This window comes from Streptomyces sp. NPDC033180, assembly GCF_055577645.1.
Map to the genome: position 1 here is coordinate 37,408 of NZ_JBVIPU010000001.1, position 25,559 is coordinate 62,966.

Annotated in this window: 29 protein-coding genes and 1 riboswitch; of the genes, 10 read left to right on the plus strand and 19 right to left on the minus strand. The window is 71.9% G+C overall.

Going from position 1 to position 25,559, the window contains the following annotated elements:
• The first annotated feature begins 36 nt into the window (after positions 1-36).
• Positions 37-1,095 (plus strand): CopD family protein, encoded by a 1,059-nt coding sequence (locus tag ACZ5WE_RS00190; protein WP_467690298.1) that lies wholly within the window; start codon positions 37-39, stop codon positions 1,093-1,095.
• Here ACZ5WE_RS00190 and ACZ5WE_RS00195 read toward each other — a convergent pair.
• From ACZ5WE_RS00195 to ACZ5WE_RS00225, 7 genes are all read right to left on the minus strand, one after another.
• Positions 1,025-1,747 carry a lysoplasmalogenase gene (locus ACZ5WE_RS00195; protein WP_467690296.1) on the minus strand — a complete coding sequence of 241 codons (723 nt, stop codon included), beginning with the start codon at positions 1,745-1,747 and terminating at the stop codon, positions 1,025-1,027. The two genes, ACZ5WE_RS00190 and ACZ5WE_RS00195, sit on opposite strands and share 71 nt — an antisense overlap.
• Positions 1,744-2,664, minus strand: coding sequence for a sterol desaturase family protein (locus ACZ5WE_RS00200; protein ID WP_467690294.1), 921 nt, complete (start codon positions 2,662-2,664; stop codon positions 1,744-1,746). Before ACZ5WE_RS00200 ends, ACZ5WE_RS00195 begins: the two co-directional genes overlap by 4 nt.
• A 125-nt stretch (positions 2,665-2,789) precedes the next feature.
• Positions 2,790-3,497 (minus strand): VIT1/CCC1 transporter family protein, encoded by a 708-nt coding sequence (locus ACZ5WE_RS00205; protein WP_467690292.1) that lies wholly within the window; start codon positions 3,495-3,497, stop codon positions 2,790-2,792.
• Positions 3,498-3,521: 24 nt separating this feature from the next.
• Positions 3,522-4,781, minus strand: coding sequence for an amidohydrolase family protein (locus ACZ5WE_RS00210; RefSeq protein WP_467690290.1), 1,260 nt, complete (start codon positions 4,779-4,781; stop codon positions 3,522-3,524).
• Entirely contained in the window at positions 4,778-6,061 is a 1,284-nt protein-coding gene (locus tag ACZ5WE_RS00215) for an amidohydrolase family protein (RefSeq protein WP_467690289.1), read from the minus strand. Before ACZ5WE_RS00215 ends, ACZ5WE_RS00210 begins: the two co-directional genes overlap by 4 nt.
• 10 nt (positions 6,062-6,071) lie before the next feature.
• Complete coding sequence (locus tag ACZ5WE_RS00220; RefSeq protein WP_467690287.1) at positions 6,072-6,956, minus strand: SDR family NAD(P)-dependent oxidoreductase; 885 nt, start codon at positions 6,954-6,956, stop codon at positions 6,072-6,074.
• A 1-nt stretch (position 6,957) separates the two neighbouring features.
• On the minus strand, positions 6,958-7,755 hold the full coding sequence (locus ACZ5WE_RS00225) for an acetoacetate decarboxylase family protein (RefSeq protein ID WP_467690285.1): 798 nt from the start codon (positions 7,753-7,755) through the stop codon (positions 6,958-6,960).
• 83 nt (positions 7,756-7,838) lie between these two features.
• Here ACZ5WE_RS00225 and ACZ5WE_RS00230 point away from each other — a divergent pair, with 83 nt between their 5' ends.
• The 5 genes from ACZ5WE_RS00230 (at position 7,839) to ACZ5WE_RS00250 (ending at position 11,556) form a co-directional block, all read left to right on the plus strand.
• Entirely contained in the window at positions 7,839-8,507 is a 669-nt protein-coding gene (locus ACZ5WE_RS00230; RefSeq protein ID WP_467690283.1) for a TetR/AcrR family transcriptional regulator, read from the plus strand.
• Positions 8,508-8,538: 31 nt separating this feature from the next.
• Positions 8,539-9,546: a DEDDh family exonuclease gene (locus ACZ5WE_RS00235; RefSeq protein ID WP_467690282.1), complete on the plus strand. Its 1,008-nt coding sequence runs from the start codon at positions 8,539-8,541 to the stop codon at positions 9,544-9,546.
• Between the two features lie 89 nt (positions 9,547-9,635).
• Complete coding sequence (locus tag ACZ5WE_RS00240; protein ID WP_135331724.1) at positions 9,636-9,869, plus strand: hypothetical protein; 234 nt, start codon at positions 9,636-9,638, stop codon at positions 9,867-9,869.
• Between the two features lie 95 nt (positions 9,870-9,964).
• Positions 9,965-10,753 carry an SURF1 family cytochrome oxidase biogenesis protein gene (locus ACZ5WE_RS00245; RefSeq protein WP_467690382.1) on the plus strand — a complete coding sequence of 263 codons (789 nt, stop codon included), beginning with the start codon at positions 9,965-9,967 and terminating at the stop codon, positions 10,751-10,753.
• 47 nt (positions 10,754-10,800) lie between these two features.
• Positions 10,801-11,556: an SDR family oxidoreductase gene (locus ACZ5WE_RS00250; RefSeq protein WP_467690280.1), complete on the plus strand. Its 756-nt coding sequence runs from the start codon at positions 10,801-10,803 to the stop codon at positions 11,554-11,556.
• 30 nt (positions 11,557-11,586) lie between these two features.
• On the opposite strand, the gene amaP is transcribed toward ACZ5WE_RS00250, so the two are convergent.
• Genes amaP through ACZ5WE_RS00275 form a run of 5 tightly spaced genes read right to left on the minus strand, consistent with a single transcriptional unit; the run spans position 11,587 to position 13,920 of the window.
• Entirely contained in the window at positions 11,587-12,165 is a 579-nt protein-coding gene (gene amaP, locus ACZ5WE_RS00255) for an alkaline shock response membrane anchor protein AmaP (protein ID WP_467690380.1), read from the minus strand.
• A 7-nt stretch (positions 12,166-12,172) separates the two neighbouring features.
• A complete protein-coding gene (locus tag ACZ5WE_RS00260) occupies positions 12,173-12,859 on the minus strand; it encodes a DUF6286 domain-containing protein (RefSeq protein ID WP_467690278.1) in 687 nt (228 codons plus the stop codon).
• Positions 12,856-13,200: an Asp23/Gls24 family envelope stress response protein gene (locus tag ACZ5WE_RS00265; protein WP_467690277.1), complete on the minus strand. Its 345-nt coding sequence runs from the start codon at positions 13,198-13,200 to the stop codon at positions 12,856-12,858. Before ACZ5WE_RS00265 ends, ACZ5WE_RS00260 begins: the two co-directional genes overlap by 4 nt.
• A gap of 3 nt (positions 13,201-13,203) precedes the next feature.
• Positions 13,204-13,392, minus strand: coding sequence for a hypothetical protein (locus tag ACZ5WE_RS00270; protein WP_399385861.1), 189 nt, complete (start codon positions 13,390-13,392; stop codon positions 13,204-13,206).
• 27 nt (positions 13,393-13,419) lie between these two features.
• Positions 13,420-13,920: an Asp23/Gls24 family envelope stress response protein gene (locus ACZ5WE_RS00275; protein WP_467690276.1), complete on the minus strand. Its 501-nt coding sequence runs from the start codon at positions 13,918-13,920 to the stop codon at positions 13,420-13,422.
• A gap of 93 nt (positions 13,921-14,013) precedes the next feature.
• Between ACZ5WE_RS00275 and ACZ5WE_RS00280 the strand changes: the two genes are divergently transcribed.
• Positions 14,014-14,757 carry a nucleopolyhedrovirus P10 family protein gene (locus ACZ5WE_RS00280; RefSeq protein WP_467690274.1) on the plus strand — a complete coding sequence of 248 codons (744 nt, stop codon included), beginning with the start codon at positions 14,014-14,016 and terminating at the stop codon, positions 14,755-14,757.
• Between the two features lie 5 nt (positions 14,758-14,762).
• On the opposite strand, the gene ACZ5WE_RS00285 is transcribed toward ACZ5WE_RS00280, so the two are convergent.
• The 4 genes from ACZ5WE_RS00285 to ACZ5WE_RS00300 form a co-directional block, all read right to left on the minus strand.
• Complete coding sequence (locus ACZ5WE_RS00285; RefSeq protein WP_363207950.1) at positions 14,763-15,575, minus strand: enoyl-CoA hydratase/isomerase family protein; 813 nt, start codon at positions 15,573-15,575, stop codon at positions 14,763-14,765.
• Positions 15,576-15,709: 134 nt separating this feature from the next.
• On the minus strand, positions 15,710-15,931 hold the full coding sequence (locus ACZ5WE_RS00290; protein WP_055550175.1) for a helix-turn-helix domain-containing protein: 222 nt from the start codon (positions 15,929-15,931) through the stop codon (positions 15,710-15,712).
• Between the two features lie 371 nt (positions 15,932-16,302).
• Positions 16,303-17,901: an ABC-F family ATP-binding cassette domain-containing protein gene (locus tag ACZ5WE_RS00295; protein ID WP_467690272.1), complete on the minus strand. Its 1,599-nt coding sequence runs from the start codon at positions 17,899-17,901 to the stop codon at positions 16,303-16,305.
• Between the two features lie 149 nt (positions 17,902-18,050).
• Positions 18,051-18,857: a PQQ-binding-like beta-propeller repeat protein gene (locus tag ACZ5WE_RS00300; RefSeq protein ID WP_467690271.1), complete on the minus strand. Its 807-nt coding sequence runs from the start codon at positions 18,855-18,857 to the stop codon at positions 18,051-18,053.
• Between the two features lie 246 nt (positions 18,858-19,103).
• On the opposite strand from ACZ5WE_RS00300, the gene ypfJ reads away from it, so the two are divergent.
• Entirely contained in the window at positions 19,104-19,994 is an 891-nt protein-coding gene (ypfJ, locus tag ACZ5WE_RS00305; RefSeq protein ID WP_467690269.1) for a KPN_02809 family neutral zinc metallopeptidase, read from the plus strand.
• Positions 19,995-20,007: 13 nt separating this feature from the next.
• Here ypfJ and ACZ5WE_RS00310 read toward each other — a convergent pair whose 3' ends face one another.
• The 3 genes from ACZ5WE_RS00310 to ACZ5WE_RS00320 all read right to left on the minus strand — a co-directional run bounded on the left by ACZ5WE_RS00310 (position 20,008) and on the right by ACZ5WE_RS00320 (position 23,462).
• Complete coding sequence (locus ACZ5WE_RS00310) at positions 20,008-21,453, minus strand: hypothetical protein (RefSeq protein WP_467690268.1); 1,446 nt, start codon at positions 21,451-21,453, stop codon at positions 20,008-20,010.
• Between the two features lie 88 nt (positions 21,454-21,541).
• The gene (locus tag ACZ5WE_RS00315; protein WP_467690267.1) at positions 21,542-22,678 is read right to left on the minus strand and encodes an alpha/beta hydrolase; all 1,137 of its coding nucleotides are present in this window, start codon (positions 22,676-22,678) and stop codon (positions 21,542-21,544) included.
• A 109-nt stretch (positions 22,679-22,787) separates the two neighbouring features.
• Positions 22,788-23,462 (minus strand): class II aldolase/adducin family protein, encoded by a 675-nt coding sequence (locus ACZ5WE_RS00320; protein WP_467690266.1) that lies wholly within the window; start codon positions 23,460-23,462, stop codon positions 22,788-22,790.
• 306 nt (positions 23,463-23,768) lie between these two features.
• On the opposite strand from ACZ5WE_RS00320, the gene ACZ5WE_RS00325 reads away from it, so the two are divergent.
• Both ACZ5WE_RS00325 and ACZ5WE_RS00330 read left to right on the plus strand, forming a co-directional pair.
• Positions 23,769-25,043, plus strand: coding sequence for an inorganic phosphate transporter (locus ACZ5WE_RS00325; RefSeq protein WP_467690265.1), 1,275 nt, complete (start codon positions 23,769-23,771; stop codon positions 25,041-25,043).
• A 12-nt stretch (positions 25,044-25,055) separates the two neighbouring features.
• Positions 25,056-25,304, plus strand: coding sequence for a hypothetical protein (locus tag ACZ5WE_RS00330; RefSeq protein WP_467690263.1), 249 nt, complete (start codon positions 25,056-25,058; stop codon positions 25,302-25,304).
• Positions 25,305-25,408: 104 nt separating this feature from the next.
• Positions 25,409-25,554: riboswitch (cobalamin riboswitch) on the plus strand.
• The last annotated feature ends 5 nt before the right edge of the window (positions 25,555-25,559 follow it).

Here is a 25,559-nt window from a genome sequence, read left to right on the forward strand (position 1 = left end):
TTGCCCGTTAAGGGTGCACCTGGTGAAGATCATGTGGTGAGCTCCATACAACCGTCCGCCGACCCCGGAGGCGAGGCCTCGGCGGAGGCGGTCGCCGCCACACCCCGCGCCTCGCACCGCGCACCGCGCCGGCGCCCCTCCACGGCCCGCGCCGTCGCCGTGCTCGTCCTGGTGACCGCCGCCGCGCTCGTCCCCCTGCTCGGCCCTTCGGCGGCGCTGAGCGGCACCGGGGAGGCCGAGGCGCCCGGCACGGCCGGGATCACGTTCCTGCGGACGGTCATGTTCGCCGCGCTCTGCGTGCAGTTGGGCGAGGTGTACGCGATCCGGCTGGCCCGCAGGGTGCCGGGAGCGCCGCTTGACCGTGAGCCGCGGAGCTGGTCCACGTACGCGGCGGTGTCGGGGATCGTAGCCTCGCTCGGCCTGGCCTCGGTGGTGGCCACCGGCAATCTGGTGCCGCGGGAGCTCTCCGACATGGATCTCGGCGGGCTCTACGCGTCGCGGGACGGCAGGCTGGCGCTCCTGGAGGTCAACGCCTTCATCGTGGCCCTGCTGTGTGCTCGCTCGCGCCGCCCGTCCACTGCCGCGCTTCCGCTGGCCGCGGTGATCGTCGCGGAGGCGCTGCGGGCCCACCCTCCGGTGGAGGACACCCCGCTCATCGGGACCGGTCTGACGCTGGTGCATCTGACCTGCGGGGTGCTGTGGGCGGGTGGGCTGTTGCAGGTCCTTCGCATGGTGAAGTTGTGGCGGACATCGGCTCCGGAGGCGGGCGCGGCGGTACTGGCGCTCTACGCGCGCGTGGCTGCCGTCCTGCTCGCCGCGATCACGGTGACGGGGGTGTGCAGCACCCTGCGCCGGATGCCGCCGAGCACGGTCGTCGACCAACTGACGGAGACGGCCTACGGGCGCACCCTGCTCGCCAAGGTCCTCCTCGTGGCAGCCGTTGCCGTCCTGGCGCTGCTCGCCCGCCGGCGGCTGCGCAGGTCCGCGGACGTGGTGTCGGCGTACTCCCCCGCGCGCTGGGAGGTCATCGCGTTGGGGGTCGTGGTGGCGGTGTCGGCTCTGCTGACCGCGTTGCCGCTGCCGATTCGCTGGTGAGTCGAGCTGTCAGTACGCCGCTGACCAGCAGGAACTGTGCGGCGATGTAGGTGAGCATGATCCAGAAGTCGGGGCGCGGGGCCTGCGGCCACTCGGCGACGCCGGTCGCGATGAGGGTGTCCGACAGGAGGAACAGCGCGCCGCCCGCCGCCGCGGTGAGGCCCAGTCTCGTGGCGCCGAATGCCATCGCGGTGAGCAGGAGGCTGTAGCCCGCCACCGGGCCGCGCATGTCCGCGGGGAGGTCCGGCCAGAGGAGGGCGACCGTGGCGATGAGGGCGGTGGCGTACGCGGCCACCAGCCAGGCGCCACGCGCGCGTGGCGTGCCGTGGCGCTTGAAGAGGGTGAGGTAGCAGATGTGGCCCGCCGCGAAGGAGCCCATTCCGGCGAGGAACGCGGGTTCGGCGTCGAAGAGGAGCAGGGTGTCGCCTCCCCAGCCGAAGAGGAGGGCGCCTATGAGCAGGCGCGGGCCTCTCACCGCGCATACGTACCCTGCCAGGAGGGGCATCAGGAGGGGCTTGAAGGCGATGTGGGCGGCTTCGGAGTCTGCCAACAGTGCTGCCAGGTCGCCGACCGCCGCGAGGCCGAACGCAACGAGGAGCAGCTTGGCCTTGGTGGACGCCGAACGCCTGCCCGCAACGAGGATGGGACTCACGCCGCGCTCTCCGGCACCGCCTCCGGCACCGGCTGCGGCGCCGGCTGCGGCGCTGTCTGCGGCGCTGTCTGCGGCGCCACAGGCGCCTGCGGTTGCCAGCCCGGCCCCCGGAACAGCCTCCCGCCCCGCTCGCGCCAACTCGTGGCCTTCCTGAGGTCCTTGGCTATCGCCGCGTACTCGTGCGTGGCCACCCGCAGCGGGTTGTACGTAACGATGTTCTTCGTGAGGCCGTAGACGGGGCGGTCCGTCTCCGCGACCCAGGAGCCGAACATCCGGTCCCAGATGATCAGGATGCCGCCGAAGTTGCGGTCCAGGTAGCCGCCCTGCGAGGCGTGGTGCACGCGGTGGTGGGAGGGCGTGTTGAAGACGAACTCGAAGGGCCGTGGGAGCTTCCCAATGCGCTCGGTGTGGATCCAGAACTGGTAGACGAGGTTCGCCGACGAGCAGAACGCGAGCGCCGCCGGGTGCACGCCGAGGGCGATCAGCGGAACGTAGAACGGCCAGACCGTCAGGCTCGTCCAGGGCTGGCGCAGCGCCGTCGTGAGGTTGAACTTGCGGCTGGAGTGGTGCACGACGTGGCAGGCCCACAGGATGCGGATGACGTGGTGCCCGCGGTGCGACCAGTAGTAGAAGAAGTCCTGGGCGAGCAGCATCAGCGGGATCGTCCACCACAGGATGGGGATCTGCAGCGGCGTCAGCGCGTACACCGCCGAGTAGATCGCGACTATGGGGATCTTCCACAGAAGGTCGAAGACGAGGCTGCCGAGCCCCATGGTGACGGAGGTGGCGGCGTCCTTCGTCTCGTACCCGGCTTCGTCCTCGTCCGGATGGATCCGGTGGCTCACGATCTCCACGACGGTGAGCAGCACGAAGGCAGGTATGGACCACAGCACGACATCGGGCAGGTTCGGCGGCATGCGTGCACCGTAAAGGCCCCTGGTCTACCGCCGCTAGACGTAGTTACCGACAAGTATTACCAGGAGTAAGACAGCGGATGTTGGCGGTCTCCGCCAAAAGCGGACGCTCAGGCAGACGTGGACGCTCAGACACCGACCGCCCCGAGCAGCGCCCCCGCCCCGTACGTCACCGCCATCGCGAGCACCCCTCCCCCCATGTTGCGCAGCACCGCGGGCCGCGCCCCCGCGGAGCCGAGCCGTGCGCTGCTCCAGCCCGTGAGGGCCAGCGCGCCGACGACCGAGACGACGGTGACCCCGAGGCGCCAGTCGGCGGGCGGCAGGACCATCGCGAGGAGCGGAAGCAGCGCGCCCACCGTGAAGGCCACGAAGCTGGCCCAGGCGGCGTGCCAGGGGTTGGTGAGTTCGTCGGGGTCGATGCCGAGCTCCACGCGCGCGTGCGCCCGCAGCGCGTCCCGCTCGGTGAGCTGCTCCGCCGCCTCACGCGCCACCTCGCGGCTCAGCCCGCGCTGCTGCAACAGGCCGGCCAGCTCGGCCAGTTCGGCCTCGGGCTGCTCGCGCAGCTCGCGTTTCTCCATGGCGAGCGCGGCCTTCTCGGAGTCACGCTGGGTGGACACGGAGACGTACTCGCCCGCTGCCATCGACATCGATCCGGCGAGCAGCCCGGCGAGACCGGCCGTGAGCAGCGTGCCGCGATCGCCCGTGGCGCCCGCCACGCCGACGACGAGTCCCGCCGTGGAGACGATGCCGTCGTTGGCGCCGAGCACGGCCGCGCGCAGCCAGTTGAGGCGGGAGGCGAGCGCGCCGCCGTGCGCTTCGTGCGTCGCTTCAGTCACGCGGGGAGCATCCCACCGCGTGCATCACCAGACGCGTACCGACCCTCCCGGGGCGAACACCGGGCTCGTCGCGCCGGCCGGTGTCTCCTTGAGGGGCTCGTCCAGTTCCTGGACCGTCGGTCCCACGCGTCCCGCGATCTCCCCGAGCCGCTCCAGGTCGAAGCCGTAGACGCGGGCCGCGTTGCCGCCGACCATGGCGGCTGTCTCGTCCTTCGGGAGGCCCGCGTAGGCGATGCGGAGGCCTTCGCGCGAGTACGGGTGCGTGCCTTCGTCGTGCGGGTAGTCGCTGCCCCACATGATCTTGTCGAGGCCGATCCTGTCCCTCATCTGCGCCTCGTGCGGGCGCATGAAGCTCGCGCCGACGAAGCAGTTGTCGCGCCACACCTCGGAGGGGCCCTTGCCCATCGAATCGGCCAGGCCCGCACCGAACTTCGACTCGGCGGTGTCCGCCTTCGAGGCCGCGGCGACCAGCCGGCCGTGGTAGTAGTCCAGCATGTCGAGGACGCCCGGGATCCACCCCGAGCCCTGCTCGGTGAGCACGAGCCGCAGCTCCGGGTGGCGGCGGAAGGCGCCGCCGAACACCAGGTGCCACAGCGCCCGGTGCGAGAACCACGTCGTCTCCACCATGAAGACGGCCCGCGCGGCCGGTTCTTCGCCAAGAGGCGGGGAGGCCGACCCGGCGTGGTGGTTGACCGGCACGCCGCGCTCGGCGCAGGCCGCCCAGATCGGGTCGTACGTCGCCGAGTAGAGCTCCGCGAGCCCGCTGCCCGGCGGTGTGCCGGGCAGCAGCAGGCCGCCGTTCAGGCCCGCGTCGGCCGACCGGTGGATCTCCTTGACGGCCTCGTCCACGTCGTTCAGGAGGATCTGGAAGACGCCCGCCCTGCGCCCCGGGGCGGCGGCGCAGAAGTCGGCGAGCCAGCGGTTGTGGGCACGCAGTCCCGCCCAGCGCTGCTCGAACTCCTCGCGGGTGGGCGCCGGGGCCATCAGAGAAGCGCTCGGGAAGAACGGCGGGATGGTGTTCGGGAAGACGACCTCGGCGACGATGCCGTCCTGCTCCAGCTCCCTGAGGCGGCGGTCCGAGTTCCAGTTGCGGTCCGCGGTGTCGGCGAGCAGGTCCTCGTACGGATTGACGTAGGTGGCCGCCCACGCGTCGAACGCGTCGTGATGGCGTGACTCCAGGTAGGGCCGGTAGTCGAGGAGGTCGGCCCCCGCGTGGCAGTCGGCGGAGATGACGGTGTAGCGCTCTTCGGTGGTGTGGCGCTCTTCGGTCGGGTGAGTCGTCATGTCTGGGCCCCCATCACCGGGAAGTCGTGGTCGGTCAGCCAGTGGCGGCCCACGTCGCGCGAGCGCGCCCAGGACGCCTCGACGGTCAACTGATCCGCCTGCTGGCCGAGTTCGGCGGGCGTCGGGCCGATCCGGCGGGCCAGCGGCGCCAGCTTCTCGGTGTCGAAGCCGAAGACCTCGGCGGCCGCGAGACCGAGCATCCGGCGGGTCTCGCCCACCGGAATGTCGTGGAAGGTTTTCCTCAGCCACGCGCGCGTGTCGGGCCAGGTCCCTTCGGGGTGCGGGAAGTCGCTGCCCCAGAGGATGTTGTCCACGCCGATCTCGTACCGCTGGGCGAGTTCGCGGCGCTTGGTGTTGGTCGCGCAGATGAAGATCTGCCGGTCCAGGTACTCGTGCGGTGGCCGCTTGAGCTCCGAGAACGGGGAGAGCTTCTTGCCGCCGTGCGCGCCCAGGTAGAGGCGGTCCATGAACCACAGGAGGTTCGGCAGCCACCAGCAGCCGGACTCCGCGACGCCGAACTTCAACCCCGGGTGACGTTCGAAGACGCCCGACCAGAGCATGAACCACAGCGGCCGCGCGGGCCACCAGGTCACTTCGGAGACGTAGATCCCCAGGTGGTCGCCGTACTCGTGGCGGGGCGCCGCCCCGGAGTGGGTCACCACCGGCATCGCGCACTCGGCCGCAGCCGCCCACACGGGGTCGTAACGCCGGTCGTGGTAGGGCGCCTTGTCGACCCACATGGAGGGGATCATCAGCGCGCCGAGCCCGGACTCCTTGGCCCGGTGGACCTCGGCGACGACCCGGGCGACTTCCCCGGTGATGGGCAACAGGGCGACGCCGCAGTGCCGTTCGGGGTGCTCGGAGACGAAGTCGGCGAGCCAGCGGTTGTGCGCCTGCGCGCCCGCCATGCCGAGCTCCGGGTCCTGGTCCCCGGAGAGGCCGAGGCCCACCCCGAAGGGCGCGGCCGTCTGGCTGTCCACGGCGTCCGCGTCGGGGAAGACGACCTCGGCGGCCACCCCGTCCCCGTCGAGCTCCTTGAGGCGCTGCGCGGTCTCCCAGCCGCCGCGCAGGCCCTCCTCGTTGTCCTGGAACCACTTGGCGGCGAACGCGTCGTTGCGGATGCCGAGCCGTGTCGCCTCAGCGCGGCGTGCGTCGCGCTCCCCCAGGAACTGATCGAAGTCCCGGTGGAATCGGCTGTCGAGATAGGGCCGGTACTCCTCGGTGGGGAGCCCGGCGTGGCAGTCGGAGGAAATGATCAGGTAGGGATCCTGGTCGGTCATCACGTGCCCTTCAGTCCAGAATGAAGCTCTCCAGATACGCCGGGTTCGCGCGGTCCAGCATCGACCGCGACCTCGCCTTGATCTGCCGGTCGCTGTGCTCGCTCGCGGGAAGCAACCAGAAGCGGCCGGCCGCGATCCCCTCCGCCACGAAGTCCGCCACCTGTTCGACGGGCGTGAACTCGACCTCCTTGCCCGCGTCCTTCATCGCGGACTCCCACTGGTCGAGGGAGCGGTAAGGGGTCTTGCGTGGGCGGGACTTGGCATACCGGTCGGGGCGGTTGCGGTGCGACTCCCACAGCCCCGTGCGCAGCATGTGCGGCCCCGGAAAGAGCACGGAAGCGCCCACGCGCGCGTGCTCCGCCTTCAGATGGGCGTACAGCGACTCCGTCATCGTCACGACGGCCGCCTTGGTGACCGCGTACACGGACGCCGTCGGCAGCGGTGCGATGCCGCCGTCACCGGACGAGGTGTTGACGACATAGCCGGGCCCCCCGCCCGCGATCATCCTGGGCACGAAGGCCTGGATGCCGTGGAAGACGCCCCACACATTGACCTCGAAGGCCCACTTCCAGTCGTTCGGCTCGTGCTCCCACATGCGGCCCTCGGCCCCCGAGCCGACGCCCGCGTTGTTGCACAGCACATGCACGGCGCCGAACGTGTCGTACGCCGCTTCGGCGAGCGCGAAGACCTCCTCGCGGGAGCCGACGTCGACCACGCGCGCGTGCACGCTCGCCCCGTCCTCGCGCAGCCCGGCGGCCGCCTTCTCCAGGGCGCCCTCCTCGACGTCGGCGAGGACCACCTTCAGGCCGTCCGCCGCGAACCGCCGCGCCATGGCCAGACCGATGCCGCTCGCCGCGCCCGTGACGACGGCGACCTGCCCTTCCCGCAACTCCATCTCAGACGCTCCCCTCGGGCGGGCCGTCGAGGATCTGCTGCGGGTCGTCGTAGCGCTGGTGGATGTAGGGCAGCAGCGCCTGTGCGCTGACCCGCTCGGCCACCCGGCCCTTCTGGTCGGTGGTCTTCTCGCCGATCGTGATCTCGACGACCGCGCGTACGGGAAGGTCCGCGACCGGGTCGTACATCGACTCGCGCAGGACGACGTCCCCGGTGATGCCCTCCAGCTTGCGGACCTTCTCGTTGCGCACGCAGTGCACGAGCACCGGGTCCGCGTCGAAGCCCGAACCGTCCACCGCGGGAAGGAACTTGAAGTAGAAGTCCGTCTTCTGGGCCGGCTCGGGAAGTGGCAGGGCGCCGCTGACCGCGCCGCGCACCTCCACGAAGGCGATGCCGTGCCGGGCCAACGAGGCACGGATGACCAGGCCGTCGCGCTCCACCTCGACCTCACCCAGCTTCTTGGGCTCCCCGAAGACCTCGCGTCCGCCGATCAGGGCCCGTTCATGGGTCATCGGCATGACGAGCGGATACCAGCCCGCCACCCCGTCGTGCTCGGCGGCGACGGCCACCGAGCCCGCTCCGAGCGGATACCCGGGCAGGTCCACCTTGCTGATGTTGGCGCGCACCAGCGGCCGGTGTGTGGGCTTCAGCGGGGGCGGCAGGACGGCCGCCACCGCGTCCGGGTCGCTCTCCCAGACGGCCACCACACCCGTGGACCAGATGTCGGGCAGCTTCGAACTCGCGCTGCGCGCCGCGGCGATCTCCGCCTCCGTGCGCGCTCCGTACCGTACGCGTGCCATGTCGTACCACCCTTCGTCAGCGCGGGAATCGGGCCCGCGACGGGGACTTGCGGCGGTTCTGTAACACAGTTACAACAGGAACCGTGAAGAGTGAAGAGACGCGCACGCATCTGAACCGGGAACGCGGCCATCTCGACCGGGAGCAGGTGCTCGCCGCCGCCACCGCGCTCGTCAAGCGGCACGGCCCGCAGGCCCTGACGATGCGCAGGCTCGCCGCCGAGCTCGGCGCCGCCGTCACCTCGATCTACTGGCACGTCGGCAACCGCGAGTCGCTCCTGGACGCCCTCGTCGAGCGCACCCTCGCCGACCTCGGCGCGATCCGGCCCACCGGCCGCACCCCCGACGGGCGCATCGTCTCCGTCGCGCGCGCCCTGCGCCGGCAGCTGCGCGACCACCCGCACCTCGTCGCGATGGTGCACGAACGCGGCCTCACCGAGCGGATGTTCCTGCCCGCCCAGCAGGTCCTCGTCCACGAAGTGCACGCGGCGGGTCTGCGCGGCGCCCGCGCGGCCGACGCCGTACGCGCGGTCCAGGTCCACGTCGTCGGCCACGTCCTGGTCGAGCGCAACCGCGAACGCGCCCCCCTGCAGCGCCCCGGCGAGGAAGAACTGTGGGGCGCGCAGACGGCCGAAGAGGACCCTGCGCTCGCCCGCGCGCTCGCTCGACCCGTCGACCCCGAGGCGTTGTTCACCCTGTCGGTGACGGCACTGGTGTCCGGACTCCTCGGCCGGGAGAACAGCCCAGGGACCTGACTGTCAGTCGCGGCCCGTATCCTCATGGACCATGCTCGAAGACCAGACGACCGCAGCGTCCGCAGCCTCTTGGCCGGCCGCGTACCCAACGGGGTACGCGGTCGTCGACGTCGAGACCACAGGTCTCGCCCGCGACGACCGCATAGTGTCGGCTGCCGTCTACCGCGTGGACGCCCGGGGCGAGGTGGAGGACCACTGGTACACGCTGGTCAACCCCCAGCGCGACCCCGGACCCGTCTGGATCCACGGCCTCACCAGTGAGCTGCTCGCGAACGCCCCCCTCTTCAAGGACATCGCCGAGGAGTTCGCCGCGCGCCTGGCCGACCGCGTCCTGGTCGCGCACAACGCCGTCTTCGACTGGTCGATGATCGCCAGGGAGTACGCACGCGCGGAACTCACCGCCCCCGTGCGCCAGCGCCTGTGCACCATCGCCCTCTCCAAGGAGCTGCGGCTCCCGCTGCCCAACCACAAGCTGGAGTCGCTCGCCGCGCACTTCGGGGTGGAACAGCGCAACGCCCACAACGCGCTCGACGACGCGCGCGTGCTCGCCGAGGCCTTCCGCCCCAGCCTCAAGGCCGCGGCCGGCGGCGGGGTGCGGCTGCCGCTCCTGGAGTGCCGTCCGCTCACCGAGTGGTCCGACGGAGCGGCCCGGATCGTCCGCCAGCCGACCGGACCGGGCTCGTCGACCTCCTCGTACTCCTCGTACGGCCCGGCGAGTTGGCGTCCCTCGCGCAAGCGGCCCGCCTGCCCGTACCCCAACCCGGGTCGGTACGAACCGGGCAAAACGCTCCAACAGGGCATGCGCGTCGCGTTCTCCGGCGACACCTCCATCGAGCGCGAGCTCCTTGAGGACCGCGCGGTCGAGGCCGGCCTGCACATCGCGACGAGCGTGTCGCGTCTGACCAGCCTGCTCGTCACGAACGACCCGGACTCGGGCACCTCCAAGACCGTGAAGGCGCGGTCCTTCGGCACGCCCGTCATCGACGAGGCCGCGTTCGGCCAGCTCCTCCAGGATGTCGCTCCGGCGGCGGAGGGCTGAGCCGCCCGCGGGCGGCAGACGGGTGATTGTCGGACCGGCGTCCGCCTGCTTGCTCGCATGCGGGCGCCTGGCGTCCCACCCTGTGGCGCATGGCACGTTGCGAGGTCTGCGGAAACGACTACGGCATGTCGTTCGAGGTGCACGCGCAAGGCGCGGTGCACGTCTTCGACTGCTTCTCCTGCGCCATTCACCGGATGGCGCCCATCTGTGAGCACTGCCGGTGCCGGATCATCGGCCAGGGCGTGGAGGCCGACGGGCAGTGGTACTGCGGTGCGCACTGCTCGCGGGCGGAGGGGCAGGTGGGCATCGTCGACAGGGTGTGACAGGGGCCCTCCCCAGGGTCCCGGCGGCCCTTCCCGGCTCCGTTCCGGAGTACCCCACCCCCGTGCACCCCACGACCGAGTTGTACCGTCGTGGGGTGTACCGCTTCCTGTTGTCCCGGCAGTGGGTGATCCTCACCCTCATCGCCCTCGTTCTCATCCCCACGATGATCGAGCTGGGCTTCTGGCAGTTGCACCGCCACGAGCACCGCGTCGCGCAGAACGCGGAGATCTCCAAGGCGCTGGACGCCGAGCCGGTACCGGCCGAGCGGCTGACCTCGCCCGGCCACTCCGTCACGGACTCCGAGCGCTACCGCCGGGTGAGCGCGCGGGGAACGTTCGACACGAAGGACGAGGTCGTCGTGCGGCGCCGCACGAACTCCGACGAGGAGATCGGCTTCCACGTCCTGACCCCGTTCGTCCTCGACGACGGCAAGGTCCTCCTGGTCAATCGGGGCTGGATCCCGGCGAACGGACCGCAGACCGCGTTCCCGAAGGTCCCGGCCGCGCCCAAGGGCGAGATCACCGTCACCGGCCGCCTGATGGCCGACGAGACGTCCGCGCAGAGCGGCATCAAGGACGTCCAGGGGCTGCCGGACCGTCAGATCATGCTGATCAGCAGCGGGCAGCAGGCGCACAGCCTCGGCAAGGAAGTGCTCGGCGGCTACGTCGAGCTGACCTCACCGGAGCCCGCCGACAACTCCCCCCAGCTGATCGGTGAGCCCGAGCACGGCGACATCGGGCCGCACATGGCGTACGCCGTCCAGTGGTGGTTGTTCTGCACGGGCGTACCCATCGGCTGGGTGGTTCTGGTGCGCAGGGAGATGCGGGACCGCAGGGCCGCCGCGCAGGCACCGGCTCCGGAGACTGCCCCGGCCGCGGTGTAGCCCCCCTCGGCGCAGACAGCACTGTCGCGAGGCGGCAGGATAGAGCCATGGATCTTGGACTGAAGGACCGCGTCTACGTCATCACCGGTGCCACCCGGGGCCTGGGCAACGCCGCAGCGCGTGCGCTGGTCGCGGACGGCGCGAAGGTACTGATCACCGGCCGGGACGAGAAGACGGTCGCCGAAGCGGCGACCGAGCTCGGCGGCAACGCCCGCGGCCTCGCCGCCGACAACGCCGATCCGGCCGTCGCCGGCCGGCTGATCGCCGCCGCGCGTGAGCATTTCGGGCGCTTCGACGGTGTGCTGATCAGCGTCGGCGGGCCTGCGCCCGGTTTCGCCGCCGACAACACGGACGAGCAGTGGGAGTCGGCCTTCGAGTCCGTGTTCCTCGGGGCGGTGCGCCTTGCCCGTTCCGCGGCGGCGGAGCTCGGCGATGGGGGTGTCATCGGCTTCGTGCTCTCCGCCTCCGTGCACGAACCGATTCCGGGGCTCACCATCTCCAACGGCCTGCGGCCCGGACTCGCGGGCTTCGCGAAGTCGCTCTCCGACGAGCTCGGCCCCCGGGGCATCCGCGTCGTGGGACTGCTTCCGTCCCGTATCGACACGGATCGGGTGCGGCAGCTCGACGGGCTCTCCGCCGACCCCGAGGCGACTCGGGCGGGCCACGAGTCGCGGATCCCGCTGCGGCGGTACGGAACTCCGGAGGAGTTCGGACGGACGGCGGCGTTCTTCCTTTCGCCCGCCGCCTCATACCTGACGGGCGTCATGCTGCCGGTGGACGGCGGGGCACGGCACGGCTTCTGATCGGCAGGACGGGCTGGAACGTCCGGCCCGTCAACTCACCCGCTCGGCCCGGTGCTTCACCGCCCGCAACTGCACCACCGCGGGCAGCCTGGCCAGCCCCGCCGAATCCCTCGCGTGCGCCAGCGCCTCGGCGGAGAGCTGGTGCAGCGCCTCACCGGGCGTCGAGTGGGGCTCCAGGTGCAGGGCCACCCGCGCCTCGGGCGCGTTGCGGCGCCCCGTCAGCACGACCCCGGCCCGCCGCACGCCCTCCAGCGACTCCGCCTCCCCTACCAGCACGCTCTCCAGGGCCCGCCCCCGCAGTAGCGCGCCCTCCCCGTCGCCGGTCTCCACGAGCACCTCGGCCAGCCTGCGCCGCCTCAACTGCGCCACCAGCCACCACAGAGCGAGCAGCAGGAACACCGCGAGCACGGCGATCACCGTGGGCCAGAACCAGCCCTCGTCCCGCCACCGCGCCCGGTCCGCATCGCTCAGCAGCACATCGCGCTTCCCGTCGTGGACCCACCACGACGGCGGCGACGCCCCGAGCCCGACCGCGAGGACCGAGCCGCCCCCGACCACGAGCACCAGGCCGATCAGGCCGAGCACCACACGGTTGACCGTCTTCAGCATCACGCGCTCAGCCCTTCCTGCCAGGCCGTGCCACCCGGACCGAGAGCGCGGGGCGGCGGGCAAGGCCCAGGTCCCTGATGCCGTCGGCCAGCGTGGCGTCCAAGTCGCTTCGTACGTCGTCGAGTTCACGGAAGTGCGAGACCGCGTGGACGTCCACCTTGGAGCGCTTCATGCGGACCCGCACCGACTGCACGCCGGACACGTCCATCGCCCGGTCCCGCAGCACCATCGCGGCGACGCCCCGGTGCAGGCCCGCCCGCACGTCCGTGTCCTCGCGCCGCATGGCGAGGACCGCCCGGAGCCCGGGTGTCGCGGCGAGCACGATGAGCCAGATGCCGGCGGCCGCGGCCACCCCGGCGCCGACGAGCACCGCCGTGTTGTCCAGAGGCCGTTCGGCGAGTTCGCGGGCGAGGCCGCGCCGCCACCCCATGGCGGAGTGATCGGCCCGCACCGCCGCGATGTCGTACAGCAGAAGTCCCGCACCACCGAGGACAAGCAGCGCGAGGATGGCGGCGGGCACGCGCCGCGGTGACCAGAAGCGGGTCGCCTTGGTCTCGTCGGCCAGCGTGGGCGGCGGTTCGTAGGACGCCGCGGAGGCCGACTGGTCGAGTTCGCCCTCGGCGCGTTCGACGACGGGCAGCGGCTGCGTGCCGCCACCGCCGCCCGCCCTGTGCGACCCCTGAGCCTCGCTCATCGCGTCCTCCCCTGCGCCGCGGAGCGCACGTGTGCCGAGTGCAGCCGCTCGACCTGGACCGCGACCTCGGGAACTTCCATCCCCGCCAACGCCTCTACCCGCTGGGCGACTTGGCGACGCACGGCGCCGCACTGCCCGCCGATGTCCGAGGGGTAGTCCAGCTCGACGCTGACCCTGACGCGGGCCACGTCATGGCGTACGTGGACGCTCGCGTGCGGCGGCGAGCAGTCCGCGGGCAGCTCCGTCAGCGCCTCACGTGCCGCCTGCGCGGCGATCTTCGCGACGACCCGGTCGGCGATCAGGGTCGCGCCGCGCTCCCCGGGCGCGACCTGTGCCGCCACGGCTCACCGCCGCCGGTCGTCGCCACGGGTACGGAAGAAGTCGCCGGGCTCCAGGTCCCCCTCGAGGAACCGGCCCGCGACAAACCCTATGGCGCCCAGGGCCGCCACCAGCACAAACGCCCCGAACCCGCCGAAGTACCCGGCGAAGCCGAGCGCCATTCCGGCAATCATGCCGACCACGGCCATGCTCATCGTGCGCTCCTTAGCAAGACACGGATGTCACTGAAGGCGGCCTTGCGGCTCATCGTCTTCCTCGTCGTCCGGGAGCTTCACATCGCTCACGGCGATGTTGACCTCGACGACCTCGAGCCCGGTCATGCGCTCGACCGCCCCGATGACGTTCTCCCGCACATCACGCGCGACGTCGGCGATCGAGACGCCGTACTCGACGACGATCTCCAGGTCGAGTGCCGTCTGCACCTCGCCGACCTCGGCCTTCACGCCGCGCGAGACGGACTTGGAGTTCGATCCTCCGGGCACCCTGTCGCGGACGGCCCCGAAGGTCCTCGCGAGCCCGCCGCCCATCGCGTGCACGCCGTCGACATCGCGGGCCGCGAGCCCGGCGATCTTCTCGACCACGCCGTCCGCGATGGTGGTACGCCCACGGGACGCGGGGTCACCGCCGCCCTTCCTGGTCGTACCGCTCTTCCCCGCCGCCTCGTCCGAAGCCCCCTTCTCAAGGGCCTCCCCAGGCCGGTTCCGCTGTCCGATGTCACTCATCGCCGTGTGTCCCTTTCGAACGGGGATCTACTCCTTCGTCCACACTAAGTGCGGTTACGTCCTCGCGCGCCAGGGATGCGGCAGGCTGGGGCAATGACCGGTGACGGATGGACCGATGCGGTGCGGCGACAGCTCGGCCTGGGGCGCGTTCTCCCCCTCGGCGGACCGGGTGACGGCTCCTGGCTGACCGAGGCGTGCGCGGACGGCGTGCTGCGCCGTGCGGCGGAGCGAGTGAGCGGTGTACGGCTGGGCCGTCTGCGGGTGGCGCTCGCAGATCCGTCGCAGGAGTACGTCTCCTCCGTGCCCGCGCCGCCGAGCGCGCTGCCGCCGGGGCCACTGCGGATCACCGCGGAGTTCGCGGCCGAGCCGACGGAGCCGTTGCCCGCGGCGGCGGCCCGGCTCCGGGCCGCGCTGTTCGTGGCGGCCGGGGAACGGCTCGGCCTGGTGGTCGAGGAGGTCGACCTCAGCGTGACGTCGCTGCTGGACGCGGGGCAGGCCCCCGTGGACGTACGGGTGGACTCAGCGACGCCGCCGGACGGTGCGCAGGCGGCGCCCGGCGACGAGGACGAGGCCCGCGTGGCGAGCGCGGCCCTCGACGTGCCGGGCGTGCGGCGGCTGACCGGCGCCCTCGGCGGCTTCGGCCGCGGCGTCCATCTCGACGAGGCCGTGAGCGATCGGGCGGCGGATGCGTCCCTGCCGCGTCGCCACGCGCGCGTGGAGCTGGCGACGGACCGCGAACACCGCGCCCTTGATGTGGCGCTCGCGGTCCGTACGGCGGTCGGCGACGCGCTGACGGACCACCCGTCGGTGACCGTCCTGGTCACCGGGGTGGAGTGACGGCGTCAGTCGCCGAGCCCCGCCAGGTCCCGCAGCCGGCGCCCCTGCGCGGCACGCTCGGCGGTGCGCTGCTCCTCGTACGTACGACCGGCGACGCCCTGAAGCAGCGCCTTGGTCTCGATGACGGCGTCGCGCGGCGCGGTGAGCAGCGCGGCCGCGAGATCGCTCACGGACGCGTCGAGCTGGTCGGCGGGCACGACAAGGTTGGCCAGGCCGACGCGTTCGGCCTCGGGCGCGTGGACGAACCGCCCGGTGGCGCAGATCTCCAGCGCGCGGGCGTAGCCGACAAGTCCCACGAGGGGGTGTGTGCCGGTGAGGTCGGGCACCAGGCCCAGGCTGGTCTCGCGCATGGCGAACTGCACGTCGTCCGCGGCGATCCGCAGGTCACAGGCGAGCGCGAGCTGGAAGCCCGCACCGATGGCATGCCCCTGGACGGCAGCGATCGACACGATGTCACTGCGCCGCCACCAGGTGAACGCCTCCTGGTATTCGGCGATCGTCGCGTCGAGGACGTCGTCGTCGCCGCGCGCCAAATCGATGAAGGACGGCTCACCGTCGAAGCCCTCGGGTGTGAACGCCTGTCGGTCGAGGCCCGCGGAGAAGGACTTGCCCTCACCGCGGAGCACAACGACACGGACACTGCCCGGCAACATCCGGCCTGCCTCGGCCAACGCCCTCCACAGCGCGGGAGATTGGGCGTTGCGCTTGGCCGGGTTGGCCAGCGTCACCGTGGCGACGGCCTCGTCGACAGTCAGGCGTACGCCGTCCTTGTCGAGTACCGGTGCGGATCCGCCGAGTTCACTGCCGGGCGAAACCATGGGGGCCTCCGATGGTGGTGTGCAGTCGGTCCGGACGCACGTACGCGCCCGTAAGTGACTGCACAGTAACCACCCGGCCGATCAGTCGATCGACCGGGTGGCCACCGTCGGAGCCGGTGAACCGCCCGCAGCCGTCAGCCGGCTGCGGCCTTCTTGCCTCGCGTCGCCCCGCCGCGTCCTCGCAGCGTGACTCCGGACTCGCTGAGCATGCGGTGCACAAAGCCGTACGAACGGCCCGTCTCCTCAGCCAGCGCCCGGATGCTCGCACCGCCGTCGTACTTCTTCTTCAGGTCTGCCGCGAGCTTGTCACGCGCGGCGCCGGTTACCCGGCTGCCCTTCTTCAGAGTCTCGGCCACCCGTGCCTCCTCATAGGAAGTGCGCTCTGGACTTCTCATGATCACCCCTCCCGGCCTTCCTGGCCACCCATTCGGCAAGGTCCGTACGACGAGGTTTCCCGCGGAAGAAGGCGACACCACGAGTGGAATTAACGATTCCGCGCAGGGAATTCCATGCGACCGAATGGGTTGCGGGCCGAAGTGCCAGGTCAGCGCGGTGGCGGGCGAGAACAGGGTCCGACGCCCTTGCCACCCCCGAAATCCGTGTACCCCGCACTTCGGTACGAGGACACCTCACACAGATGAAGGATCACGGATCGGCCGAATGATCCATACGCTGTGGATCAGTTATTCGATCAATCAATGTGGACGCCCCGCGGGGCGTCCACGGATCAGGCGAGCGCGACCAGATCCGCGTAGTCCTGGCCCCACAGGTCCTCGACGCCGTCGGGCAGCAGAATGATCCGCTCCGGCTGGAGCGCCTCCACCGCGCCCTCGTCGTGCGTGACGAGGACGACCGCGCCCTTGTAGGTGCGCAGCGCGCCGAGGATCTCCTCGCGGCTCGCCGGGTCGAGGTTGTTGGTGGGCTCGTCGAGGAGCAGCACGTTGGCGGAGGAGACCACCAGGGTCGCGAGCGCCAGCCGGGTCTTCTCGCCGCCGGACAGGACGCCCGCCGGCTTGTCGACGTCGTCGCCGGAGAAGAGGAACGAACCGAGCGTCTTGCGCACCGCCACGAGGTCGAGGTCGGGAGCGGCCGAGCGCATGTTCTCCAGGACCGAGCGCTCCGGGTCGAGCGTCTCGTGCTCCTGCGCGTAGTAGCCGAGCTTGAGGCCGTGGCCCTCGATGACCTGCCCGGTGTCGGGCTTCTCGGCGCCGCCGAGGAGCCGCAGGAGGGTGGTCTTGCCCGCGCCGTTGAGGCCGAGGATGACCACGCGCGAGCCCTTGTCGATGGCGAGGTCGACGTCCGTGAAGATCTCCAGGGAGCCGTACGACTTGGAGAGCCCCTCGGCCATCAGCGGGGTCTTGCCGCAGGGTGAGGGCTCCGGGAAGCGCAGCTTGGCGACCTTGTCGCTCTGGCGTACCTCGTCGAGGCCCGCGAGGAGCTTGTCGGCGCGCTTGGCCATGTTCTGCGCGGCGACGGTCTTGGTGGCCTTGGCGCGCATCTTGTCGGCCTGCGAGTGGAGCTGGCTTGCCTTCTTCTCCGCGTTCTGGCGCTCGCGCTTGCGGCGCTTCTCGTCGGACTCGCGCTGCTGCTGGTAGAGCCGCCAGCCCATGTTGTAGACGTCGATCTGGGCGCGGTTGGCGTCCAGATAGAAGACCTTGTTGACGACCGTCTCGACCAGTTCGACGTCGTGGGAGATCACGATGAAACCGCCGCGGTAGGACTTGAGGTAGTCCCGCAGCCAGACGATGGAGTCGGCGTCGAGGTGGTTCGTCGGCTCGTCGAGGAGCAGGGTGTCGGCGTCCGAGAAGAGGATGCGGGCCAGCTCGACGCGGCGGCGCTGGCCACCGGAGAGCGTGTGGAGGGGCTGGCCGAGCACGCGGTCGGGGAGGCTGAGCGCGGCGGCGATGGTGGATGCCTCGGCCTCGGCGGCGTAACCGCCCTTGGTGAGGAACTCCGTCTCCTGGCGCTCGTACTGCCGCATCGCCTTGTCGCGCGTCGCGCCCGAGCCGCTGGCGATGCGCTGTTCGTTCTCGCGCATCTTGCGGATGAGGGTGTCGAGTCCGCGGGCGGAGAGGATGCGGTCGCGGGCGAGCACGTCCAGGTCGCCGGTGCGGGGGTCCTGCGGGAGGTAGCCGACCTCTCCGGAGCGGCTGATGGTGCCGCCGGCCGGGATGCCCTCACCGGCGAGGCACTTGGTGAGCGTGGTCTTGCCCGCTCCATTGCGGCCCACCAGGCCGATGCGGTCGCCCTTGGCGATACGGAAGGTGGCGTTCTCGATGAGGATGCGGGCGCCGGCGCGCAGCTCGATGCCGGAAGCGGTGATCACGGACAGACTCCTGGGCGGGGGTGGGTTCGGACGGCGGAAAGACAGAAAACAGGTGCCGCGCGCAGCGCGCCGTTGAAAGGGCGGTGGCGGGCTGGCGGGCGGGCGATCACGCCGTCTAGTGCACGAGGAGAATGGCCATGCGGCCAATTCTAACGGGGCCGTGCAACCGCTTTTTCTGCCCGGGTTCGTACGTCGTCGGGGGCGTCGCCCGGCAGCTCGTTGCCCAGGGGCGAGCGGCGGGGCACGATGCGGCCGAGGTCGTCCACCGCGATCAGCTGCGAGGTCCACGGCGTCGCGGCGTCGCCGCAGGGCTGGGCGACCATCAGTGCGTCCCCGTGGCGCACGGAGCGTGCGGGCTCGAAGGCGCAGCCGCGGCGGGCGGGCAGCACCCAGCGCAGGTCGCCGTCGGCGCTGCGGTAGGCGGCGATGCGCTGCGGGGTGACCACGGCGAGCATGCGGCCACGTGGGTCGAGCGGCTGGAGGACTCCGGCGGCGCCGCGGGAGTCCTCGGAGCGCAGCCACGAGGCGCTGCCGGGGATGGCGCGGTGCCAGCGGACCGCGCTGCCGTCGGCACGTGGTGCGGTGTCGGTGACCAGGCCGTCGCTCCACAGCGCGACGGCGTGACCGGGGGCGGGGAGCAGCGCGAGCGGGCGGGCTCCCTCACGGCGATATGTCCAGTGGGCACGCCCGGTCGCCGGGTCGTACGCCTCGACCGCGCGGCCCGTGGTGCGGAGCTCGGGGGCCGCGCGGCCGGCGTCCACGCGCGCGTGGACGGTGACGTGGTCTCCGTAGGGGGCGGGCAGCGAGTGGTGGGCCGCGGTGATGAGGGGCAGGGCGAGCAGGCCGAGAGCCGCCGGGAGGGCGAGCCGGGAGCCGCGGCGGGCGGGCACCGGCCCTGCAGGGCTCACGGGGCTCGCGGGACCGGACCCGGTCACCTCGAACGGCACAACGGACACGACGCCCCCCCTCTGCGGCACCTCGGCCGGTACCTCTGCCCACGCAACAGGCGCAGAGCGTAGCGGCGGCCCCGCCGCACGGCCCCGGGCGACGGTCGCGACACGACGCACCGCTCGGCGAGGGTCCCCCGTTCGGACCCCCGTCCGGCGCCACACCGGGTGGGGCATATCAGGATGAAGGCGCCGGCATCTCGGCACAGGGCGGCGCGGCGCCGCCCCGGACGCGAGGCAGAGGGTGGTGCGCCCATGCAGTTCGACGACGACGCCGATCTGGACACGTCCGAGGTGCAGGATGTGCGGGGCAGCCGGATCCCCGGCGGCAAGGCGACGGTCGGCGGCGGCATCGCGGGCCTGATCGCGCTGCTCCTGGGGCTGTTCTTCGGGGTCGGCCCCGACCAGCTGGGCCTCTCATCGGGCAACGAGGAGCCCGCCGCCACCTCCTCGTCCCTCGCGCAGGTCCAGCAGAGCTGCCGTACCGGGGAGGACGCGAACACCAAGGACGACTGCCGCATGGTGGCCGTGGTCAACAGCGTGCAGGACTACTGGCGCCCGGAGTTCCAGCGCAGGAAGGGGACCTACTCCCCCGCGCCGACCGTCCTGTACACCAGCCGGGTGGGCACGGCCTGCGGCGCCGCGTCGTCGGCGGTCGGCCCGTTCTACTGCCCCGGTGACCGGAAGGTCTATCTGGACCTCGGCTTCTTCGACGAGCTGCGGACGAAGTTCGGCTCGAGCGGCGGCCCCTTCGCGCAGGCGTACGTCGTGGCGCACGAGTACGGGCACCACGTGCAGAACCTGATGGGGACGCTGCAGCGCTCCCAGGACGGGCGTACGGGACGGAACAGCAACGCCGTGAAGGTCGAGCTGCAGGCCGACTGCTACGCGGGCGTCTGGGCGCGGCACGCGACCCGCACCCCCGACGACAGGACGGGCAAGCCGCTGATCACCAGCCTCGACGAGGCGGACATCCGCGAGGGCCTCGACGCGGCGGCCGCCGTGGGCGACGACCGCATCCAGGAGAAGTTCCAGGGCCGGGTCACCCCCGAGTCCTGGACGCACGGCTCGGCCGAGCAGCGTCAGCAGTGGTTCTACCAGGGCTACCGCACCGGCGACATGGCGCAGTGCAACACCTTCCGGTGAGGCTCTGCAGGCTCTACACCCCTCCGGTGTGCACCTGGAAGGCCGCCCGGCGCACGGCCTTGGCCAGCGCCGGGTCGGGGTGGGCCGCGGCGAGGGCGACAAGGACCTGGACCGTGCGGGGGTGGCCGATGCGGCGGACCTCGTCAAGGAGCGCGGGCACCGTGGGCTGCACCGCGGACTCCAGGTGGCGTACGAGGAGGTTGATCTCCCCGTGGTCGGCGACGGCCGCGGCGGTGTCGACCCACAGCCACGTCGACTCGTCCCGCGTCAGGACGAGGTGGACGTCCTCGGGGTCGGCGCCCTCCTGCTCCGCGAGCCAGATGAGGGCGTAGGGCCGCAGCGGGGTCTCGTCCACGACGGCCCGCACCTCGGCCTCGGCCGGGGCGCCGACCACCCGCAGGGCTTCGAAGGCGAGGCCGCGCAGCAGGGCGTCCTCGCCGCGGGCCGCCTCCAGGAGCTCGGCGACGGCGCTGCCGACGGGACGGGCGGCGAGCCAGGCGCGGTACTCGGAGCGGGCCGCGTTCGGGCGCAGGCGCGCGCAGCCGCGGAGCATGTCGTCGGCGGCCTGCTCGATGTTGCCCGCGGGGCTCTGCGCGGCCACGCAGATCTGCTCCAGCTTGACCCAGACCGCCCAGCTGCCCAGCGGCGTGAGGGTGGCCTGTCCGTCGGCGTACGTCAGTGCGCCGACGGCGGCGAGGCCGCGCAGCGCCCAGTCCAGGAGGGTGGCGAGGGACGGGGTGTCGGCCAGGTCCACCGGCTCGGGCTGCGGGCCGTAGGGGATCTCGCAGCGCTCCGTGCGCAGTTCGGTGACGCGCTGGTCGAGGAGGTCCAGGAGCTGCGGCACGGGGACGGGGCCCGCGGAGAGCTGCAGCAGGGTGAGGAGCTGCGGCATGGCCTCGACGGTCTCGGCCACGGTGGCGGGCGGCAGTTCGCGCGACGCGGGGTGCGCGAGCGACCAGGCGTCGAAGAGGGCGACCCAGCCGCGCAGTACGGCGGCGTCGTCACGGTCCCAGGCGCGCAGCCGCCAGCCGGGGCGCGCGCTGTCGCCGTGCACCTCGATGAGCCCCGCGAGCCGTGCGGTGTCCCAGTCGGCGCGGACCTGATCCGGGGTCAGCGCGAGTGCCGCGGCGGCCCGTTCGGCGGTGGCGGCGGAGAGGGTGCCTCGGCCGTCGGGCGTCGCTCCGGCTCGGCTGGGTCCCGGGCGCAGGGAGGCGTCGGCCCAGCGCGCGATCCGTACAGCGTCGGCGAGGCTGCTCCGCGCCATCCGGGCCAGCTCTCCGGGGGCGGGTGTGCCCTCGGGCGGCCGGGGCGCGGGACGGCGTGCGCGCGCTTGCGTCACTGCGCCGGGGGCGGTCAGGGGTCGCGCTGTGCCGCGCTCCACCCCCGCTCGCCTCTCGGCCCTGGGGGACTGAGCGCGGACGAGTCGGAGCCTTGAGTCGCGCGGGATACGGGACGTCACGGGAGCAGTCTTCCTGTTGACGGTCCGAAAACCCAAACGGAATGCCTGCGCAAGGCTTCGGAGCGCTGCGTCAGCCGGCTTTCGCGCGCTACATGAGGGGCGTGAGGAAGCGCCGCAGCGCCTCTTCGTAGCCCGCGGGGTCGGCGTTCCACATAGCCCCGTGGGGAGCATCCGGAACGGTGTGGAGTGTGACCAGTTCCGGGCGTCGTTCGGCCAGTTGACGGGAGAGCGCCCAGGGGGCGATCACGTCGTCGGGGCCGTGGAAGAGGAGCGTGGGGACCCTGAGCACTTCGGGGTCGGCGGCCTCCAGGATGCGGTCGCCGCGCAGTCCCGTGCGGCCCTGGGCGGCGCGCACCGCGAGCGGCAGGAGGGGTCCTGGTGTGCGGCGGGCCGCGGCGAGCGCGCGCAGGGTGGTCTCCCAGTTCAGCACCGGGGAGTCCAGGACGAGTCCGCTGATCCGGTCGCGCAGGGCCGAGTACGCGGCGGCGTGCAGGGCCATGGCGGCGCCGGTGGACCAGCCGTGCAGGATCACCTTCTGAGCGCCGTAGCGCACGGCGTAGCGGATGGCCGCGTCCAGGTCGCGCCACTCGGTCTCGCCGAGGTGGCCGAGGCCGTCCGGGGAGCGGGGCGCCCCGAGGTCGCCGCGGTAGGCGAGGTCGAGGACGGGGAGCTGCTGGTGGTGCAGGAAGTCCATGACGACCATGGGGTGCTCACGGGTGGTGCCGAGGCCGTGCACGGTGATCACCCAGGTGTCGCGGACGCCCGGCACGAACCAGGCGGGCAGACCGCCGAGTTCGCCGGGGATGTCGACGTCCGCGTGGTCGATGTCCAGGGCGGCGTGCGGGTCGCCGATGTGCACCTGCGGGGTGAGCCAGACCTTGGCCCCGGGTTCCAGAGAGCCGTGCGTGACGCTCTCCAGGCGGCGGACGACGGTGTCGGCCGCGTGCGGAGCGGCGTCCAGGACGGGGCCGATCACGGCATGGCTGCCGTGGCCGCTGAGACCGTACGTGCCGGGGCGCAGGCTCGCCAGAGCGCGGGTCAGGGTGATCTGGCCCGCGGCCGTGGAGTGGACCGTGAGGCGGGGCTCGGTCGGCAGTGGGCGGCCCGCCGGCGCTTTCAGGGCCGCGTTGCTGGCGAACCGGCCCGCGGCGACGGCGGCTGCGCCGCCCAGGAGGGCGGTGGTGACGGCGGTGACGGCCGTTGCCGTCGCTTTGGCTGGGCGCACCTGCCCAGTGTCGGGCCCTGGCCGGCCCTGGGCCAGTGGGCGGGGCCCGCGGGGTGACGTCGCTTCGTCCGCGGCTCCACGGGAGGCGTCCGCGGCTCCACGGGAGGCGTCACTGTTGGCCGTAGCCCCGCAGCCTGTCCTCCGCTTCCCTCAGCTGTCCCGTGGACAGGAGGGTCGGGGCGTGGCCCGGGACGGAGCTGGCCGTCAGCCACAGGCGGGACATCCACTCCAGCTGCGCCGTACGGTCGTACGCCTGGTCCAGAGTGTCCCCGTAGGTGATGGTGCCGTGGTTCCGCAGCAGGCAGCCGGTGCGTTCCCTGAGGGCCCGGAGCATGTTCTCGGCCAACTCGTCCGAGCCGTACGGCGCGTACCGGGCCACCCGGACGGGACCACCGAGGGCGGCGGCCATGTAGTGGATGGGCGGGAGCTCCGGGACCAGGGTGGAGACGGCGGTGGCGTGCACCGCGTGGGTGTGGACCACGGCTCTGGCGTCCGTGGTGCGGTAGACCGCCAGGTGCATGGGCAGTTCGCTGGTCGGGGCGAGATCACCGAAGAGCTGGTGGCCGTCCGCGTCGACACCGACCGCGTCCTGTGGTCTCAGCCGGTCGTACGGGACCCCGCTGGGGGTGACCAGGATCGTGCCGCCGACGCGCACCGAGACGTTGCCCGACGTGCCGACCACCAGGCCGTCCGCCACTGTTCTGCGGGCTGCCGCCACCAGCTCCTCCCACGCCCGCTCCATCGCGTCCTGCCGGCCCCGGCCTGCGTCCCGCTGCTCCGTCATGCCGTGATCCTGCCAGGCGGCTGGTGATCGACCGGCGCGGCGGCCGGGCGGCACTGGTGATCAGAATCTCTTCGACGGCTCGCCGAGCCGGCCTGAGGCGTGTGCCCGAGGGTGGTGAGGCACTCTGGGAAGCCGGGATTCCGGGCCTCCCACCGCCACTCCGGTCGATCACCGGCGGGGCGCAAGCGGAACCGGAGCGAAGGCGCCCCGAATTGGGTCACCGCACGGCCCGGCCCAGTTCACTTTCCGTTCATCAAGGTTGCCTACGTTCCACTTGCCACTGACGTCCAACAGAAGCCTGGGTAAATGGAACACATCACGCTTCTCCTCGGGATCGTGATCGTTACCGCTCTCGTGTTCGACTTCACGAACGGTTTCCACGACACAGCCAACGCGATGGCTACCACCATCTCGACTGGCGCTCTCAAGCCCAAGACGGCGGTGGCCATGTCCGCCGTGCTGAATCTGGTCGGCGCTTTCCTCTCCGTCGAAGTCGCCAAGACGATCTCTGGCGGCATCGTCAACGAGGACGGACTGAAGACAGAGGTGATCTTCGCGGCCCTGGTCGGCGCGATCCTCTGGAATCTGCTGACCTGGCTGGTGGGCCTGCCCTCCAGTTCCTCCCACGCACTCTTCGGTGGCCTCATCGGCGCCGCGGTCATGTCGATGGGCTGGTCGTCGATCAACGGCGGCACCGTCGTCACCAAGATCCTGATCCCGGCCCTGGCCGCGCCTCTCGTGGCGGGTCTCGCCGCGCTGGTGGCCACGCGCCTGACGTACCGGATCGGCCGCAACACCGACACCAAGGCCACGGCCAAGGGCTACCGCGCCGGTCAGATCGCCTCCGCGGGCCTCGTCTCGCTGGCCCACGGCACGAACGACGCGCAGAAGACCATGGGCATCATCACGCTCGCCCTGGTCACGGGCGGCGTACTGAACCCGGGCGCCAACCCCCCGCTGTGGGTCATCGTCTCGGCCGGTGTCGCCATCGCGCTCGGCACCTACCTCGGCGGCTGGCGCATCATCCGCACCATGGGCAAGGGCCTCACCGACCTCCAGCCGCAGCAGGGCTTCGCCGCCCAGACCAGTGCCGCGACGGTCATCCTGGCCTCCTCGCACATCGGCTTCTCGCTCTCCACCACCCAGTCCTGCTCCGGCGCCGTGATGGGCGCGGGCCTCGGCCGCAAGGGCGGCGTGGTCCGCTGGTCCACGGCGACCCGCATGTTCGTCGCCTGGGGTCTGACCCTGCCGGCCGCCGGTCTGGTCGGCGCGGGGGCCGAGTTCCTCACCAAGCAGGGCCCCTGGGGCATCGCGGTCACCGCCGCGCTCCTCATCGGCGGCTCCGCCGTCATCTGGGCGCTGTCCCGCCGCAACGCCGTCGACCACACGAACGTCGCCGACGACGAGATCGGCGGCTCCCCCGCCGCCGAGCCCGTGGGCGTCGTGACCAACGCGATGGCCGCCGTCACACCGCCCCCCACCGGGTCGGCCGTGGCCAGCGCGGACGTCGACTTCGTCAAGGCCACCATCGCGGCCCCGACCAGCACCGTGGCGGACCCCGCCCGGCCCGCCACGGTGTAAGGAAAAGTCAGCATGAACATCGACTGGGCAGCTCTCGGCTCCGTCTTCGGAGTCAGCCTCGCGGTGACGGTGGCCCTGGTGGGCCTGTTCACCCTCGGCATCGTCGGCCTCTCCAAGCGCGAGGCGGCCACGTCCGGCGCCTCCTCGGCGGGTGCCTCCGCGGCGGGCGGCACCGCCGCCGCGGCCCGCACGGGCGCGTACGTGTGCTTCGCGCTCTGCGCGGCAGCCGTGGCGTACGGGATCTATCTGATCGTCGCCTGACAACCGGGCTTCCGGGTGGGGTGCGGGACGCTTCGGCGGCCCGCACCCCACCTTCGTATGTGGGCCTCCGCACACTCTCCCGTCGCAGGTCAACGGCGAGTTGACGGGCCTTCGCGGGCCGTGGTGGACTGCCGGAGCCAATACGGCAGCAGAAGAGGAAGCCGGTGCGAATCCGGCGCGGTCCCGCCACTGTCATCGAGGAGCTGACTCCTCGGAAGCCAGGAACTCTCGCCGCCGATCACGTCGTACCAGGGC

Bases quoted from the DNA above. Each gene is read 5' to 3' on its own strand.
- ACZ5WE_RS00235 (WP_467690282.1), top strand. From the start codon at position 8,539: ATGCTCGAAGACCAGACGACCGCAGCGTCCGCAGCCTCTTGGCCGGCC.
- ACZ5WE_RS00215 (WP_467690289.1), bottom strand. From the start codon at position 6,061: ATGACCGACCAGGATCCCTACCTGATCATTTCCTCCGACTGCCACGCC.
- ACZ5WE_RS00270 (WP_399385861.1), bottom strand. From the start codon at position 13,392: ATGAGCATGGCCGTGGTCGGCATGATTGCCGGAATGGCGCTCGGCTTC.
- ACZ5WE_RS00250 (WP_467690280.1), top strand. From the start codon at position 10,801: ATGGATCTTGGACTGAAGGACCGCGTCTACGTCATCACCGGTGCCACC.
- ACZ5WE_RS00280 (WP_467690274.1), top strand. From the start codon at position 14,014: ATGACCGGTGACGGATGGACCGATGCGGTGCGGCGACAGCTCGGCCTG.
- ACZ5WE_RS00240 (WP_135331724.1), top strand. From the start codon at position 9,636: ATGGCACGTTGCGAGGTCTGCGGAAACGACTACGGCATGTCGTTCGAG.
- ACZ5WE_RS00225 (WP_467690285.1), bottom strand. From the start codon at position 7,755: ATGGCACGCGTACGGTACGGAGCGCGCACGGAGGCGGAGATCGCCGCG.
- ACZ5WE_RS00275 (WP_467690276.1), bottom strand. From the start codon at position 13,920: ATGAGTGACATCGGACAGCGGAACCGGCCTGGGGAGGCCCTTGAGAAG.
- ACZ5WE_RS00200 (WP_467690294.1), bottom strand. From the start codon at position 2,664: ATGCCGCCGAACCTGCCCGATGTCGTGCTGTGGTCCATACCTGCCTTC.
- ACZ5WE_RS00285 (WP_363207950.1), bottom strand. From the start codon at position 15,575: ATGGTTTCGCCCGGCAGTGAACTCGGCGGATCCGCACCGGTACTCGAC.
- ACZ5WE_RS00330 (WP_467690263.1), top strand. From the start codon at position 25,056: ATGAACATCGACTGGGCAGCTCTCGGCTCCGTCTTCGGAGTCAGCCTC.
- ACZ5WE_RS00220 (WP_467690287.1), bottom strand. From the start codon at position 6,956: ATGGAGTTGCGGGAAGGGCAGGTCGCCGTCGTCACGGGCGCGGCGAGC.
- ACZ5WE_RS00325 (WP_467690265.1), top strand. From the start codon at position 23,769: ATGGAACACATCACGCTTCTCCTCGGGATCGTGATCGTTACCGCTCTC.
- amaP (WP_467690380.1), bottom strand. From the start codon at position 12,165: ATGCTGAAGACGGTCAACCGTGTGGTGCTCGGCCTGATCGGCCTGGTG.
- ACZ5WE_RS00260 (WP_467690278.1), bottom strand. From the start codon at position 12,859: ATGAGCGAGGCTCAGGGGTCGCACAGGGCGGGCGGCGGTGGCGGCACG.
- ACZ5WE_RS00320 (WP_467690266.1), bottom strand. From the start codon at position 23,462: ATGACGGAGCAGCGGGACGCAGGCCGGGGCCGGCAGGACGCGATGGAG.
- ACZ5WE_RS00210 (WP_467690290.1), bottom strand. From the start codon at position 4,781: ATGACGACTCACCCGACCGAAGAGCGCCACACCACCGAAGAGCGCTAC.
- ypfJ (WP_467690269.1), top strand. From the start codon at position 19,104: ATGCAGTTCGACGACGACGCCGATCTGGACACGTCCGAGGTGCAGGAT.